Annotated in this window: 17 protein-coding genes; 1 reads left to right on the plus strand and 16 read right to left on the minus strand. The window is 41.7% G+C overall.

Going from position 1 to position 14,246, the window contains the following annotated elements; genetic code table 11:
- Nucleotides 1–425: 425 nt before the first annotated feature.
- Nucleotides 426–746 (plus strand): nucleoside triphosphate pyrophosphohydrolase, encoded by a 321-nt coding sequence (locus tag Q7J41_RS05230; protein ID WP_304885911.1) that lies wholly within the window; start codon nucleotides 426–428, stop codon nucleotides 744–746.
- An 80-nt stretch (nucleotides 747–826) separates the two neighbouring features.
- Here Q7J41_RS05230 and Q7J41_RS05235 read toward each other — a convergent pair whose 3' ends face one another.
- The 16 genes from Q7J41_RS05235 to plsX form a co-directional block, all read right to left on the minus strand.
- Nucleotides 827–1,192, minus strand: coding sequence for a YraN family protein (locus tag Q7J41_RS05235; RefSeq protein ID WP_304885913.1), 366 nt, complete (start codon nucleotides 1,190–1,192; stop codon nucleotides 827–829).
- The gene (locus tag Q7J41_RS05240; protein WP_304885915.1) at nucleotides 1,192–1,971 is read right to left on the minus strand and encodes a ribonuclease HII; all 780 of its coding nucleotides are present in this window, start codon (nucleotides 1,969–1,971) and stop codon (nucleotides 1,192–1,194) included. Before Q7J41_RS05240 ends, Q7J41_RS05235 begins: the two co-directional genes overlap by 1 nt.
- A 21-nt stretch (nucleotides 1,972–1,992) precedes the next feature.
- Nucleotides 1,993–2,832, minus strand: coding sequence for a ribosome biogenesis GTPase YlqF (ylqF, locus tag Q7J41_RS05245; protein ID WP_304885916.1), 840 nt, complete (start codon nucleotides 2,830–2,832; stop codon nucleotides 1,993–1,995).
- 2 nt (nucleotides 2,833–2,834) lie between these two features.
- Nucleotides 2,835–3,362 carry a signal peptidase I gene (gene lepB, locus Q7J41_RS05250; protein ID WP_304885918.1) on the minus strand — a complete coding sequence of 176 codons (528 nt, stop codon included), beginning with the start codon at nucleotides 3,360–3,362 and terminating at the stop codon, nucleotides 2,835–2,837.
- 76 nt (nucleotides 3,363–3,438) lie between these two features.
- A complete protein-coding gene (gene rplS / locus Q7J41_RS05255; RefSeq protein WP_370650985.1) occupies nucleotides 3,439–3,786 on the minus strand; it encodes a 50S ribosomal protein L19 in 348 nt (115 codons plus the stop codon).
- A gap of 120 nt (nucleotides 3,787–3,906) precedes the next feature.
- Entirely contained in the window at nucleotides 3,907–4,602 is a 696-nt protein-coding gene (gene trmD / locus Q7J41_RS05260; protein ID WP_304885924.1) for a tRNA (guanosine(37)-N1)-methyltransferase TrmD, read from the minus strand.
- Nucleotides 4,599–5,114, minus strand: coding sequence for a ribosome maturation factor RimM (gene rimM / locus Q7J41_RS05265; protein ID WP_304885926.1), 516 nt, complete (start codon nucleotides 5,112–5,114; stop codon nucleotides 4,599–4,601). The genes trmD and rimM overlap by 4 nt, the downstream gene beginning before the upstream one ends.
- A 68-nt stretch (nucleotides 5,115–5,182) precedes the next feature.
- Entirely contained in the window at nucleotides 5,183–5,413 is a 231-nt protein-coding gene (locus tag Q7J41_RS05270) for a KH domain-containing protein (protein ID WP_304886045.1), read from the minus strand.
- 16 nt (nucleotides 5,414–5,429) lie between these two features.
- Nucleotides 5,430–5,675, minus strand: coding sequence for a 30S ribosomal protein S16 (rpsP, locus tag Q7J41_RS05275; RefSeq protein ID WP_304885928.1), 246 nt, complete (start codon nucleotides 5,673–5,675; stop codon nucleotides 5,430–5,432).
- A 61-nt stretch (nucleotides 5,676–5,736) separates the two neighbouring features.
- A complete protein-coding gene (ffh, locus tag Q7J41_RS05280; RefSeq protein ID WP_304885930.1) occupies nucleotides 5,737–7,074 on the minus strand; it encodes a signal recognition particle protein in 1,338 nt (445 codons plus the stop codon).
- Between the two features lie 9 nt (nucleotides 7,075–7,083).
- The gene (ylxM, locus tag Q7J41_RS05285) at nucleotides 7,084–7,440 is read right to left on the minus strand and encodes a YlxM family DNA-binding protein (RefSeq protein WP_304885932.1); all 357 of its coding nucleotides are present in this window, start codon (nucleotides 7,438–7,440) and stop codon (nucleotides 7,084–7,086) included.
- 126 nt (nucleotides 7,441–7,566) lie between these two features.
- Nucleotides 7,567–8,469, minus strand: coding sequence for a signal recognition particle-docking protein FtsY (gene ftsY, locus Q7J41_RS05290; protein ID WP_304885933.1), 903 nt, complete (start codon nucleotides 8,467–8,469; stop codon nucleotides 7,567–7,569).
- An 86-nt stretch (nucleotides 8,470–8,555) separates the two neighbouring features.
- Nucleotides 8,556–12,128 (minus strand): chromosome segregation protein SMC, encoded by a 3,573-nt coding sequence (gene smc / locus Q7J41_RS05295; protein WP_304885935.1) that lies wholly within the window; start codon nucleotides 12,126–12,128, stop codon nucleotides 8,556–8,558.
- 9 nt (nucleotides 12,129–12,137) lie between these two features.
- Nucleotides 12,138–12,803 (minus strand): ribonuclease III, encoded by a 666-nt coding sequence (rnc, locus tag Q7J41_RS05300; RefSeq protein ID WP_304885936.1) that lies wholly within the window; start codon nucleotides 12,801–12,803, stop codon nucleotides 12,138–12,140.
- A 150-nt stretch (nucleotides 12,804–12,953) separates the two neighbouring features.
- Complete coding sequence (acpP, locus tag Q7J41_RS05305) at nucleotides 12,954–13,178, minus strand: acyl carrier protein (RefSeq protein WP_026394766.1); 225 nt, start codon at nucleotides 13,176–13,178, stop codon at nucleotides 12,954–12,956.
- Between the two features lie 3 nt (nucleotides 13,179–13,181).
- Nucleotides 13,182–14,177 carry a phosphate acyltransferase PlsX gene (plsX, locus tag Q7J41_RS05310; protein ID WP_304885939.1) on the minus strand — a complete coding sequence of 332 codons (996 nt, stop codon included), beginning with the start codon at nucleotides 14,175–14,177 and terminating at the stop codon, nucleotides 13,182–13,184.
- Nucleotides 14,178–14,246 lie beyond the last annotated feature (69 nt).

Genomic DNA, 14,246 nt, shown 5'->3' on the forward strand with positions numbered 1-14,246 from the left:
ACTTAAACCTTCCTTCCGACATTTACCAAAACTTTGCGGCTATCTAGATAGGATTATAGTAGTTCTAAAATCATCTGTTTGATCCTCGTCTTAAATTAGAACTATTCTAATTATAATAGTATTTATTTCGCAAAAACACAAGCGCTAGTTTTATTTTTATTGGTGAGTAGCTTGTTTTGATCTTTAATCAAAATGACTACCGCAATCAATTAAGAGATACATACCCAAAATTCCCACAAAAACGCAGAGACGGACTTTAGGCTACTTCTCTGCCCATAAAATTTGTGGCACTCGTTTCAATTATCTTATCCTTTTATCATATCATATCGTCAAATCGAAATCAGTCAGGTTATTTCTTAAAAATAAATTATCCCTCTTGTTTTTAACTGGAACCATTGGGTATAATATGCTTGAGGTGATAGATTATGAAAGTTGAGTACAACAAAATTGTCCGGGATAAAATTCCCGAAATCATTAAAGACAGCGGACGTACCTGTGAGTACAAAATCTTAGGTGAATCAGAAGTTCGAGATGCATTAAAAGACAAGCTTCTTGAAAAGGCTCAAATATTTTTGAAAAGACCCTCGGAAGATGAACTTTCGGATATCTACGAATTGTTAGATGCAATTGTGGAAACCTTTGAGTATGAGCCACTTCATATTGATTATTTAAAAATTCAGAATAAAGAAAATAAAGGTACCTATTCTGAAAAGGTTTTTCTGATCTCGGTGGATGACGGCCAATAGTATTTTCACAAAAAAAAGACAGGACTGTTGTCAGATTTTCTGACTTCAATCCTGTTTTTTCTGGTTGAATGAAATTTTGATTAAAACGAAAACGCATTTTCGAAATGGTTGATCACTTGCTCTCCGTCGGAACAATAATATATTTCGATAACATCAAAACGAACACTAACATCATCTAGCAGGTTTTCTTTTAAATACCAGAGTGCTGTTTTGGCAATTCGTTTTTGTTTTGTCCGGTTCACTGCTTCCCGCGGATATCCGTAGTCCAGATTCTTTCGATACTTCACTTCGATGAAAACCAGGGTGTCACCATCTTGAGTAATGAGATCAATTTCACCAGAAGGTTTTTTATAATTCCGATCACGAATCTGATGATCGGCATTTTTTAAAAATGCTACCGCCAATGCTTCTCCGGCATTCCCTTTTTTTACATTATGCGTTTTCATTATAAGCCTAAATTCTTAATGAAACTACGGCGGTGTATCGGCGTTGGTCCATAGTTGTGAAGGGCTTTGATATGTTCGGCAGTACCGTAACCCATATTGTGATCGAAACCATACTCCGGATACTCCTCGTGATAAATCTGCATTAAATTATCCCGATAAACCTTGGCAACAATACTTGCCGCCGCAATGGCGTAACTGGTGGCATCGCCATGAATAATCGCTTTTTGGGGGATTTCAGAATTAATATGCAGAGCATCGATCAGCAACAACTCGGGTTTAACTGATAGCGTGGCTAAGGAATCCGTCATGGCTTTTTTGGTGGCATTGAGAATATTCAAATCGTCAATCACATCATTCTCGACCTGGCCGATAGCATAATCCAAAGCGTCTTCAAGCAACTGTTCGCATAAACTTTCGCGGATTTTTTTGGATACCTTTTTTGAATCATTGACATATAAGCGGTTGGATTCCGGTTTTAAAATAATGACACAGGTGACCACTGGTCCAGCCAACGGCCCCCGGCCAACCTCATCAATGCCGCCGATTCTTTGGATACCTTTATGATAATATGCCGCTTCAATTGATTTCATTTTGATGATTCGATCGACTTCTTTATCTCTGGCGGCAACTTTCTTCTCCAAAGCTTCGCCAATTTTTTTAACAGCTGCCCGGGGATCGTCTCTTAGCACCGGGATCAGATCAGGATATGATTCTATTTGCTTTTTCGAAATATATTCTTTGATGCCGGTGACGGTCATATCTGCAAATAAAATCATCATTACCTCCTATAAAAAGCACTGCTATTCCGGTCGTTCCAACGTAATGCGGCCAATCCGACCATTTTTAAAATCATTGAGAATCAACACACTGGTTCGGGCATAGTCATATTCGCCGCCTTTAATAAGTAATCCCCGGCTTTTAGCGATGGCATCAAAGATCTCGGGAAGATTTTTTCCCGCAACCTCGATTTTATAAATCGCTTCCAATTCATCGGGATAATACATCAACAGGTATTTAAGCAAATCTGCCGCAATATTTTCTTTTTCATAAATGGTATCTTTGATGGAGCCTAACCAGGCTAAATGGAGCCCGACCAGTGGGTCTTCAAATTTTGGCCATAATATTCCTGGGGTATCCAGCAGCATCAGATGATCTGGGGTGCTAAGCCATTGCTGGCCCTTTGTGACCCCTGGCTTATTGCCAATCTGGGTTTTCCTTTTGCCAATCAGGCTATTGATAACCGTTGATTTCCCCACATTGGGAATTCCGCAAACCAGGCATTTTACCTGCGCTTTTTCTTTAATATTCAACTCATGAATGGTTCTGACCAGGTCGGTTTTCATTCGTCGGTCAAAGGCGTCAAATAGCACGATTTTCTCAATATCGGTATTTTTCTTAAACCAGTCCATCCATTCAAGACTCACTTCTGGATCGGCTAAATCCGACTTATTCAGCAGCAAGATGTGCTGCTTGTTCCAGGTGTACTGGTTAATCTCGGGATTCTTACTTGATAACGGCAGCCTGGCATCGACCACCTCGACCACCACATTGATGAGCTTGAGCTTTTCTTTTATTTCACGGTTGGCTTTGGCCATATGACCCGGATACCATTGGATGTATTCAATTTTTTCTGCTGACATTTTTATACCAGGCCAATTTCCGAAAGGGGCCAAATTCTGAAGATGACTTTCCCGTCAATCGCATCCCTTTCCACAAATCCCAGACTCGAATAACGGCTGTCCGAACTATTAGCCCGATTATCGCCCATGACAAAATAAGTGCCGGATGGAACGGTGACTTTTGAAAAATCTTCGTAAGTATCCGTGTTGATATAATCTTCAGATAAAGGCTCGCCGTTCCGGTAAACAACCATATCCTTTATTTCAATGGTATCTCCGCCTTTTCCAATCACCCGTTTAACATACTCGACGCTGTCACTATAACTAAGGATCACAATATCGCCATAGTCCGGCTCGCCAATGGTGTAGCCGATTTTATTGACAATCAGCCGATCACCCTCGACCAGGGTGGGAAACATCGAGCTTCCCTGAACCATGACAAAGTCGAATAGAAACATTTTTATGATAAAAGCAAGAACAATGGCAATCACTGCGGATTGTATCCATTCTTTAAGTTCCAAATTACCTTTAGATTCCTGATCTTCTTTCATTTCTTCACTTCCTCGCTAGCAACTAATTATTTTTATAACGCCAGTTAACCAAAAAAGAGGCTTGACAGCCTCTGAATTACGCTCTTTTTTCTTTGACTTTTGCTGCTTTACCAACTCGATCACGAAGATAGTTAAGTTTAGCTCGACGCACTTTACCTCGACGCACTACATCAACTTTTTCAATTTTAGGTGAGTGGATCAGGAAGGTTCGTTCAACTCCAAAACCAGAAGAGATTTTACGCACGGTGAACGTTTCGCCAACACCGCCGTTTTGTCTTTTAAGCACAATGCCTTCAAAAATCTGAATTCTTTCTTTTTTACCTTCGATTACTTTAACATGAACTTTAACAGTATCACCAACGCTAAACTTTGGTGGCTCTGCTTTCATATTTTCTAATTGAATCTTTTTGATAATGTCCATTATTTTCTCCTTAATATTCGATTTCCGACGTTCATGCATCTCGTACAGAGGACCGTCTCTCTTAATAACATACTGACATATTATACACTTTGTTTATTCTTTATGCAAGTTTTTTTTATATTATTATGTTTTTTGTGTTTTTTTGTATTTTTCAAATAAATCCGGCCGTTTCAAGCGCGTCCGTGTTTCTGCCTGGTTTAAACGCCATTTATTTATCTCGGCATGATTACCGGATAAGAGGACTTCTGGTACTTCTTCACCTTCGAATTCCCGGGGTTTGGTATAGTGAGGATACTCCAGTAGATGACTTTCAAAAGATTCTTCCGCCAAACTGTCACAGTTTCCCAGAAAGCCGGGAATATGTCGGGCAATGGCATCAGCCAGCGTCAGGGCCGGTAATTCCCCACCGGTCAAAACATAGTCACCCACTGAAAATTCCAGATCGACATACCCGTCAATAACCCGTTGATCGATGCCTTCATAATGGCCGCAGATAAAAATGATGCCCGAGTACTCCGAAAGCTTCAGCCCATCTTTTTGTTCAAATGGTTTGCCCCCCGGAGTTAAATAAATGACCGGATAATTGCTAAAATCGGGAATGCTTTTTAAAGCCGCAACAATTGGCGGAGCCGCCATCACCATTCCGGCACCGCCCCCGTAAGGAGTATCGTCGACCTTATGATGCTTATTGTCGGAGAAATCCCGAATATTGATCACAGTATAGTCAATCAGACCAGCTTTAACCCCGCGACCGATCATCCCGCTTTGAAAATAAGTTTCAAATATTTCCGGGAATAAGGTTAAAAAATAATACCTCATAGATCCAATATTTCCTGCGGGATGCTGGCATCAATCCGGCCGGCGCTAACATTGATTTCATTGAAATAGATCTTTTGCGCCGGAACGCAGTAGACTTTCTTACCGGCGGTGATGGTATAAACATCCACCCCTCCGGCTTGCATCACATCGGTAATTTTCCCTAACAGCTGGCCGTCATTATAAACCGGCAAGCCCAGCAAATCTTCGATAAAAAATTCATCTTCCGCCAAAGAAACCGCCAGTTCTTTAGGGATACCGACCTCTCTGCCAGTCAATGCCTCGGCATCGTTGCGGTTGGCGATGCCTTCGAGAAACAGTAGTACGTTATTTTTGTGGAGGCGGCAATTGGTAATCTTGTAGTCTGTTTCAGTTTTGCCATGGATCAGGGTGATCGCATCGAGATCATAAAAACGCCCCGGATCGTCGGTAAGGGGCAGTACTTTTATTTCGCCCTTGATTCCATGAACACCAAGAATACGGCCAATGATGATTAAACGATTATTATTTTCCATTATTATCTCCTGTATTTATGCCCTGAAAAGACACGAAAAAAAAGAGCTGTATACACAGCCCAATGCCTTTATTGGATAATTTCCAACATGACACGTTTATCTTCTTTCGTGGCAGCGGCTTTTATGACGGTACGAATTGCTTTTGCGATACGCCCCTGTTTTCCAATGACTTTGCCCATATCGTCGTCAGCAACTTTTAATTCCAAAACAATGGATTGTTCGCCTTCAACTTCCTGGACAGATACCGCATCGGGGTGTTCAACAAGAGCTTTAGCGATAATTTCCACAAGTTCTTTCATCATTTACCTCCTGGTACTACTCGATTACGTTTTCTCTTTTTAACAAATACTTAACGGTGTCCGTTGGTTTTGCGCCATTGGCCAACCATGCTTTGGCTTTATCTGCATCTACTTTTACGAGCGCAGGGTCAACACAAGGGTTGTAGTATCCAATTTCTTCGATGAACTTACCATCACGTGGTGCTCGTGCATCTGCAACAACGATTCTATAAAAAGGTTTTTTCTTTTTACCCATTCTTTTTAATCTGATTTTAACTGCCATGTTCGTTCCCCCTTTCTTAACTTCTTTATCTAATGACAAAATGTCCTTGATAACAATAATTTTACATAAATGGAAGCTTCATGCGTCCTTTTTTAGCCATGCTCGGATTTGACATTTGTTTCATCATCTTTTTGGATTGTTCAAATCCCTTTAACAACCGGTTCACATCCGCAACCATGGTGCCGCTTCCCAACGCGATTCGTCTTCGTCTGCTGGCATTAATGATCCCTGGCTTATGTCGTTCTTCCTGCGTCATGGATAAGATGATGGCCTCGGTTTTTTTGGTATCAGCGCCAGATAAATCCACATTCTTCAATGCTTTTTTATTGGCTCCCGGCATCATTTCCAGTAAACTGCTGATGGAGCCCATACTTTCGATCTGCTTGATCTGATCCAAAAAATCATTAAGATCAAAATCCTGATTTCTGAACTTTTCTTCCAGTTCTTTGGCTTTTTCGTCATCCATCATACTTTGGGCTTTGTCAATAAAGGATAATACATCCCCCATTCCCAAAATTCGCGATGCCATCCGATCTGGATAAAAGAGTTCAATATCAGTTAATTTTTCACCGGTTCCAATGTATTTTATGGCTTTGCCAATCGTATAGGTAATCGATAAGGCCGCCCCACCACGGGTATCTCCGTCCAGTTTAGTCAGGATTACCCCCGAAATATCAAGGAGGCGATTAAACTCGTTGGCAACATTGACCGATTCCTGCCCGGTCATCCCATCAACGGTTAATAAAATCTCCGTAGGATTAATAGTATCTTTGATATTGACCAGTTCATCCATGAGTGCTTCATCTATTTGCAATCGACCAGCGGTATCAATGATCACCAGATCATAATGGCCTTCGATCGCTTTTTGCAGTCCCCGTTTGGCAATGCCCACCGGATCTTTTACATCATGTTCAGAATAGACGTCAATCTTTAATTCATCCCCGAGAATTTCCAACTGTTTAATTGCCGCTGGACGATAAACGTCACAGGCAACCAGCAAGGGTTTGAATTTTTTTTCTTTACGCAACAGGTTGGCCAGCTTGGCCGCTGTGGTTGTTTTACCAGCCCCCTGGAGACCTACCATCATATAAACATTCTGGCGTCCCTGGACAAAGTCCATGCGCTCAATTTCGCCACCCAGAAGGGTTGTCATTTCATCTTTAACAATTTTTATAAACTGTTGTCCCGGGGTCAGGCTGCTAAGCACCTCTTGCCCAATCGCTCGTTCGCCGATATTTTTGGTGAACTGCTTAACAACTTTGAAATTGACATCGGCTTCTAAAAGAGCCATTTTAATTTCCCGATTGACTTCCTGGATGTCTTTTTCGTTTAATTTTCCTTTGCGCTTTAATTGGGAGAAAATAGTTTGAAATTTTTCATTTAATCCTTCAAAGATCATCTGTCACCTCTAGTTTTCTTCACTGACATTTTTCAGTTTTTCAACCACCAGCATCAATTCAGATTTAAGCCGTTCGTCTTTTTCCCGATCAGCACAATCCAATAAAACTTTCTCAATTTCTTCCAGAAGAATTTGAGATTTTAAAAACCTGGCGATGAGTCCCAGTTTTTCTTCATAGGCTTCCATCATGGCTTTAGAGCGTTTAATGACATCAAAAATACCCTGCCGGGTAACTGCCATCACCTCGGCAATTTCTGCCAGGCTATAGTCATCGTCGTAGTAATACTCTAAGATCTGCTTCTGTTTAGTGGTTAGCAGTTCACCATAAAAATCAAATAAATACTGTTCCCCTACTTTTTTTTCCATATGCACCTTCATCATCGTCGTAAAGGAAATTTACTTGACGACCTCATTATTGTAAGTCTTGGCAGCAAAAATGTCAAGCTTTTATTAGCGTTATTCTGGACATTTCTTCAAAATCTTAAAGACCCTTTACTCAAATAACAGATCGACAAATTTCTTGGGATCAAAATCGATGAGATCCTCTGATTTTTCACCAATGCCAACATATTCAATGGGAATCTGCATTTCATCAATAATCGAAATCGCGATGCCGCCTTTGGCGGTTCCATCCAGCTTAGTCAGGACAATCCCCTTGATTTCGACACACTCATGAAAGACCTTGGCCTGGTTAATGGCATTCTGACCAGTGGTGGCGTCTAATACCATTAAATTATGAATCGAGAACCCTTCACCTTCCCGATTAATCACCCGGCTGATCTTTTCAAGTTCCTTCATCAGGTTAACCTTGTTATGCAGACGGCCAGCGGTATCGCAAATCAGAATATCGGCCTTACGAGCCCGGGCTGCGCCAATGGCATCAAAAATAACTGAGCTTGGATCTGCACCGGTAGTGCTTTTAATAATATCTACCCCAACTCGTCTCGCCCATTCATCCAGTTGTTCCACCGCCGCGGCCCGAAAAGTATCGGCGGCCGCAATAACAACTTTTTTACCTTCTTTTTTATAGCGCTCGGAAAGCTTGGCAATTGAGGTGGTTTTTCCCACCCCGTTAACGCCAACAATCAGCATAATCGTCGGTAGCTGTGGTTTTTCGGTTTCCACCTGAACCATCTCAACCAGAATTTCTTTGAGAAAGCCCATTACTTCTTCCTTGCTTTTTGAGCGGGTTTCCTTAATCTTAGCCCGCAGCGCCGCCGTGATTTTCACTGAGGTTTGAGCACCTAAATCCGAGAGAATCAGGGTTTCCTCGAGCTCGTCAAAGAAATCATCATCAAAGCTTCCCATATACATGACATTTTCAATTTTCTCCTTGAAATTGTCCGCCGTTTTGAACAGTTTGTTGCGCATCCGTTCATATAAACTTAATTCCATAATTGCCTCCTTCGTTTTAACCCCTTAGAACCTTGCCTAAGTGAGTATTATTTGGGGTTAGTTTGAAATTTCCCCTGACCATCATTTTAAGCGTAATCCGTCAGTCGAACCGACACCAATTGGGACACCCCATCCTTGGACATCGACACCCCATAGAGATTGTCGCACACTTCCAGGGTGGTACGACGGTGAGTGATCGTGATGAACTGATTATGTTCCGCGACTTTTTTGAGATAGGTGATGTAACGGTATATATTATGATCGTCCAGAGCGGCGTCCACCTCATCAATCACACAAAAAGGGGACGGATTAATTTCCAAAAAGGAAAAGAGCAGAGCAATAGCAACCATTGACTTTTCACCTCCGGAAAGCAGGGAAATATGGCGCAGCCGTTTTCCTGGCGGCTGCGCCACCAGTTCAATTCCCCCTTCCAGCACGCCGGTGGGATCGGTAAACTCCAGATAAGCCCGGCCGCCTTCAAATAAAATGCTGAAGATTCGGGTAAAGTTCTCCTGAAGTTTGATAAAGTTAGCCTTAAACTGCTCGGTCATGGCGTCATACAGGGTATTGATAATGTCTAACAACTCACTTTTTCCGGCTTTGAGATCATCCATTTGCTCTTTCATAAAGTCATGCCGGGTGAGAATTTCCTCGTACTCTTCAATGGCGTTGAGATTCACGTTCCCCAATGCGCCAATTTTTTCTCTTAAGGTACGCTGACGTTCTTCGGATAAATCCAGCTCATCAAGCCGGTGCTCTGCCTCCAGCTGCTGATAGGCATCTTCGGCCATTAAAAAGTTGATTTCATAGCTCTTGTAGATATTCTCTTCCCAATGGTTCATCTGCAACTGCAGACTGTTTAATTGGGTGGAAATGGTATTTTTCCTGTCGTTGTCAATAATCAATTGATGATTGTCATTTTTTATTTCTTCCTGCAGCGTTTCCAGTCGCTGAGCGTTGGTTTTTTGAAGCTCCGCCGCTTGTTTATTTTTGTCTCGATGGGATTCAATCATCTTGCTTAAGCGTTGGTGATCAGCCCCAAGTTTTTCCTGAAGCCGGGTTAGTTCCTGGGAGTCATTCTGATAGCCCCCTATCTCTGCTTCCAGAGCGCTTTTTCTGGCCGTCTGGTGCGTCAATTGTTCCTGCATCAAGACGATTTGCTGATCAAACCCAGCAATTTCGCCTTTGATTTGGGTGATAATCATTTGGCTTTCTGATATTTTTAAACGAAAATCATCCAGCTGCTGTCTGATCTCCTGAGCCTGATCATCAGATTCCTGACCCTTTGTGGCTTCTTTGGCCTGATTGTATGCCGCTTCGATTTCCGTTAGCTCATTGTTTAACTGTTCCTGTTTCTGACTGAGCGTCTGCAGTTTTTGTCTTTGCACCGAAATCGCCTGAGTGCTCTCACGCTGCTTTCCGGTCAGATCTTCAATCGTTTTATTTTTCTCCCACAGGGCTTGTTTGCAGCGATTATACTGATTTTCCAGCTCTTTTAACTGCTCAACCGCCTGGGTCAATGCTTTTTGTGAGATCACATCCTGGCTCTTGATCGCATCCATCGCTATTTTTTGCTGATCCATTTCTTTTTCGAGATTCTGGATTTCGATTTTTTTAGAAAGTGGCGACTGTCGGTTATCCTTGCTTTGTCCCCCGACAATGGCTCCGCCGGGATAAAACAGTTCACCTTCCAGGGTGACAACTGTAAATTTAGACGCCATTTTCTTCTGAATATCTTTTCCCGAAGCAAAGTCTCTGGCGACGATGATTCGTCCCAAAAGACTTTCAATGGCAGACGTATAGGCTGTATCGGTTTTAACCAGGTCACTGGCAATTCCCTCCACCCCGGGAATATTTTTAATGATTGCTCGGGTTCGGTCATCGATTGAACTGTATTTTAAATTATCCAGGGGTAAAAATGTTGCCCGACCAAGGCGCTCTTGCTTTAGCAGATTAATACAATCGCTGGCAACCTTGACGCTGGCAACGACAATATTCTGACTTTTTGCGCCTAAGGCAATATCAATGGCCTGGAGATATCTGGCTTCAGTAGAGATGAGTTCGCCAACCGGCCCGTAAACCTCATGGATCACCGCACCCAACAACTTTTCCGAAGTCATCAGTTTTCGAATAGTCGGAAAATAATCCTGATAATTTTTTTGAATATTTTTTAAATACTCCACCTTGGAAGCATTAACCTTTAAATTATTAGAAATCAGATGGGTCTGATTCTGAAGTTTCTGCTGTTCGCTCAAATCATTATTATATTGGGTTTGCAACAGTTTATAGCGGTCTTCCCGTTGCTTTTTTTCTGCCAACAGACTACTCATCTCTTGTTTTTGCTGCTTTAGATCGGCAGCGACTTGATCCTGACTGACCCCAGTTTCATCCAGATATTTCTCAATAAAAGACGCCTCAGTCTTTGCCGCCTGAATCGAAGTTTTAACTTCAAAACGCTTGATTTCAAGTTTTTCACAAAGCGATTGCTGATTTAGAATGGCATCTTGAGTGGCTTTGATCCGTTTTTTTTCTTGCTGTTCTTGATGTAATAAAAGATTAAGGGTGTTTTCCAGTTCACTCCAGGCCGACTCCTGGGTCTTAAGATTTTGCACCAGGACGTTCTTTTCAAGTTCCAGCCCATTGATCCGCTTAAGCGTTGCAGCCATTCGGGTTAACAAGCTTTCACCTTCAGTTTTTAAGCGTTCCTGGGTTATTTCATTGGCTTCAAACTGACTTTTACAACGGATATCTTCCCGCTGAACCTGATCGAAGTCAGCTCTGAGCGCCGATAGATTTTTCTTTTCCGCATCGGCTAACAGATCCAACTCCCGATTCTCGATGGTCAGTTTCTGATACAGCTCATCTTTTTTCTGGATCGTTGCCTCGATTTGTTCGCAGCTTTTTAGTTGGTCTTCAAGATTCTTTTTTAATTCTTCCAGTTCCGTGACGGCACGGCTCATTTTCCGATAAAAGATCACCATATCAACGGTCTTTAATTCCTCATGAAGGGTTAACCAGCTTTTAGCCTTCCGGGACTGGTTTTTTAAAGGTCCCACTTGTTTTTCGATTTCTGTCATAATATCCCGAAGTCGATCCAAATGCCCCTGGGTTTGCTCCAGTTTTTTTTCAGCTTCATTCTTTTTTGTTTTATAGGAAACAATGCCCACTGCTTCTTCAAAAATATTCCGCAGCTCAGTGGGACTGCTCGACAAAATATTTTCAATACTACCCTGGCTGATCAATGAATAACCGTTTTTTCCCAAACCGGTATCCATAAAAATACTGTGAATCTCTTTTAGTTTGCAGCTTTTTTTATTAATGGCATAGTCACTTTCCCCGGATCTGAATAGTTTGCGTGAAATCGCTATTTCCTGGGGATAGTTTTCCAACGAGCCATCTTTATTGTCTAAAATCAAAACAACCTCGGCATAACCAGAGGCTTGTTTTTTTTCTGTTCCTGAGAAGATAACATCTTCCATTTTTTTGCCCCGCAGGGATTTAATACTCTGCTCACCCAAGACCCATTTAATGGCGTCGGTGATATTACTTTTTCCGCTGCCGTTAGGGCCGACAATTGCAGAAATACCTTCTGAAAACTCAAGGCTTACAGGGTCTGCAAATGATTTAAACCCCGACAATCGCAATTTTTTTAAATACAAGCCCGCACCTCAATTTAGTTTTTTAGTCTTAAGTAAATAGTTTTTGGCAGCGTCCTGCTCGCCTTCTTTTTTGCTTTTGCCAATGCCATGGCTCACACAATCACCATTAAAGATCAATTTAATATAAAAGGTCTTGTTGTGTTCGGGTCCTTCGGAACGATCCAGGACATACTCAATGACATTGTCATTGTTTTTCTGAATATACTCCTGCAGCTCCGTTTTATAGTCTTTAACCAGGGCACCGGACAACGCCAACTGGATATTGCTTTCTAACACTTTCAGAACGACTTTCCGGGTTATTTCGAAATTGCTGTCTAAAAAAACAGCCCCGATCAGGGCCTCAAATGCATTGGCAAGATTCGATTTTCGCTGTCGCCCTCCGGTGACAATTTCACCCTTTCCCAAGAAGATATGATCCCCCAACTGGAGCTCATAGGCAGCCTTGGAAAGCGACTCGGCACATACAATATTGGAACGGATTTTCGTCATTTTACCCTCGGATAATTTGTGAGATAAAAATAAATACTCACTGATAATCAGTTCCAATACTGCATCCCCCAAGAATTCAAGTCGTTCGTTGTTGGTTGAATTTCCTGAATGTGAACTATGCGTTAATGCTACTTTTAATAAATCCTTTTTTTTGAAACGGTAATCGATTTTTTCTTCGATTGTCACTTAATATCCCCCCTTATCGATTACGAGATGTCACCTGGACATTTCTCGCTATTCCCCATCAAAAAAACCAAACCGAACAAGACCTGGCGCAAATGTCCTAATTTATTGAAAAAGGGTGCCGGTGTTTCACAGCGACACCCTTTTGTTTGCTTAGGAAATTGCGTTAATAATATCTTCAACGGTTTGAATATTTTCTAATGCACTTTCGTCAATTTTTGTTCCAAATTCATCTTCGAATGCCATAATCAGCTCAACTACATCCAGTGAATCTGCCTCCAGATCATCAATGAGTGAGGTTTCAAGGGTAATTTTTTCAATATCAACATCAAGTTGTTCTGAAATAATTGCCGTAACTTTTAAAAATCGTTCATCCATGACTTAAGCCTCCATATTTTTCGCATTATCGGTTATTTTTTGCAACACATCATTTTCAATAAACTTGATACTCTGTCTGACCGCATTTTTGATGGCAAAGGCATCACTGCTGCCATGAGCTTTAATAATGCCACCCTTTACGCCTAAAAAGGGGGCGCCGCCGTATTCAGCATAGTCAAATTGTTTTTTAAAGCTTTTTAAATTGTCTTTAATCAGCATTCCTCCAATTTTACCTTTGGTATTGCTCATGATTGAGGTCTTCATTCCCTTAAGCAGAAACTCAGCAATGCCTTCGGTTAATTTCAATACGATGTTACCCGTAAATCCATCACAGACTAACACGTCGGCCTTTGTTTCGGGGATATCGCGTGCTTCTACATTGCCCAAAAAATTAAATTCGCCAGCTTCTAAAAGCTCGTAGGCGGCTTTTACAAGACTATTGCCTTTTTTTGCTTCAGCACCGATATTAATCAGCCCGATCCCCGGATTTGTTTTACCTAAAACATTTTCTGAATAAATTTTTCCCAATTGGGCAAACTGTTCCAGATATTCTGGTTTGCAATCGGCATTGGCACCGGTATCGATGAGCACAAACACGCCATCTGTTTTGGGCAAAGTCGCCGCCAGAGCTGGCCGTTTAATACCCTTGATCCGACCCAATTTTAAAAGCCCGCCGGATAAAAGTGCTCCAGTGCTTCCTGCCGAAATCAGTACTGCATTTTCCCTGTTTTTCATTTCTTCCAACGCCACCACCAATGATGAATCCGGTTTTCGGCGAATCGCCATGGCCGGTTCTTCAGTATTTTCGATGACCGTTTCCGCATGTAGAATTTCTATTTTGTCATTAGGGTAATCGTATTTTGAAAGCTCATCTAAAATGGCTTGCCTGCGACCCACCAGGGTCAGCTTGACGTCATATTCTTTTACGGCATCAATAGCACCCTTGACGATTTCATAGGGCGCATAATCGCCACCCATGGCATCTAAAAATATGTTCAAAATAAACGCCCTCCTTTATATCTGTCTATTATCCCAGAAAAAATCTATTCAGTAAATACTATCAGTAAA

It is taken from the genome of Acetobacterium sp. (genome assembly GCF_030652775.1).
In the GTDB taxonomy this organism is placed as follows: Bacteria; Bacillota; Clostridia; order Eubacteriales; family Eubacteriaceae; genus Acetobacterium.

Excerpts from the sequence above, each read along its gene's own strand:
- ffh (WP_304885930.1), bottom strand. The coding sequence starts at position 7,074 with ATGATCTTTGAAGGATTAAATGAAAAATTTCAAACTATTTTCTCCCAA.
- rpsP (WP_304885928.1), bottom strand. The coding sequence starts at position 5,675 with ATGGCAGTTAAAATCAGATTAAAAAGAATGGGTAAAAAGAAAAAACCT.
- lepB (WP_304885918.1), bottom strand. The coding sequence starts at position 3,362 with ATGAAAGAAGATCAGGAATCTAAAGGTAATTTGGAACTTAAAGAATGG.
- Q7J41_RS05270 (WP_304886045.1), bottom strand. The coding sequence starts at position 5,413 with ATGAAAGAACTTGTGGAAATTATCGCTAAAGCTCTTGTTGAACACCCC.
- ftsY (WP_304885933.1), bottom strand. The coding sequence starts at position 8,469 with ATGGAATTAAGTTTATATGAACGGATGCGCAACAAACTGTTCAAAACG.
- trmD (WP_304885924.1), bottom strand. The coding sequence starts at position 4,602 with ATGAGGTATTATTTTTTAACCTTATTCCCGGAAATATTTGAAACTTAT.
- ylxM (WP_304885932.1), bottom strand. The coding sequence starts at position 7,440 with ATGGAAAAAAAAGTAGGGGAACAGTATTTATTTGATTTTTATGGTGAA.
- Q7J41_RS05235 (WP_304885913.1), bottom strand. The coding sequence starts at position 1,192 with ATGAAAACGCATAATGTAAAAAAAGGGAATGCCGGAGAAGCATTGGCG.
- Q7J41_RS05240 (WP_304885915.1), bottom strand. The coding sequence starts at position 1,971 with ATGATGATTTTATTTGCAGATATGACCGTCACCGGCATCAAAGAATAT.
- Q7J41_RS05230 (WP_304885911.1), top strand. The coding sequence starts at position 426 with ATGAAAGTTGAGTACAACAAAATTGTCCGGGATAAAATTCCCGAAATC.
- ylqF (WP_304885916.1), bottom strand. The coding sequence starts at position 2,832 with ATGTCAGCAGAAAAAATTGAATACATCCAATGGTATCCGGGTCATATG.
- rimM (WP_304885926.1), bottom strand. The coding sequence starts at position 5,114 with ATGGAAAATAATAATCGTTTAATCATCATTGGCCGTATTCTTGGTGTT.
- acpP (WP_026394766.1), bottom strand. The coding sequence starts at position 13,178 with ATGGATGAACGATTTTTAAAAGTTACGGCAATTATTTCAGAACAACTT.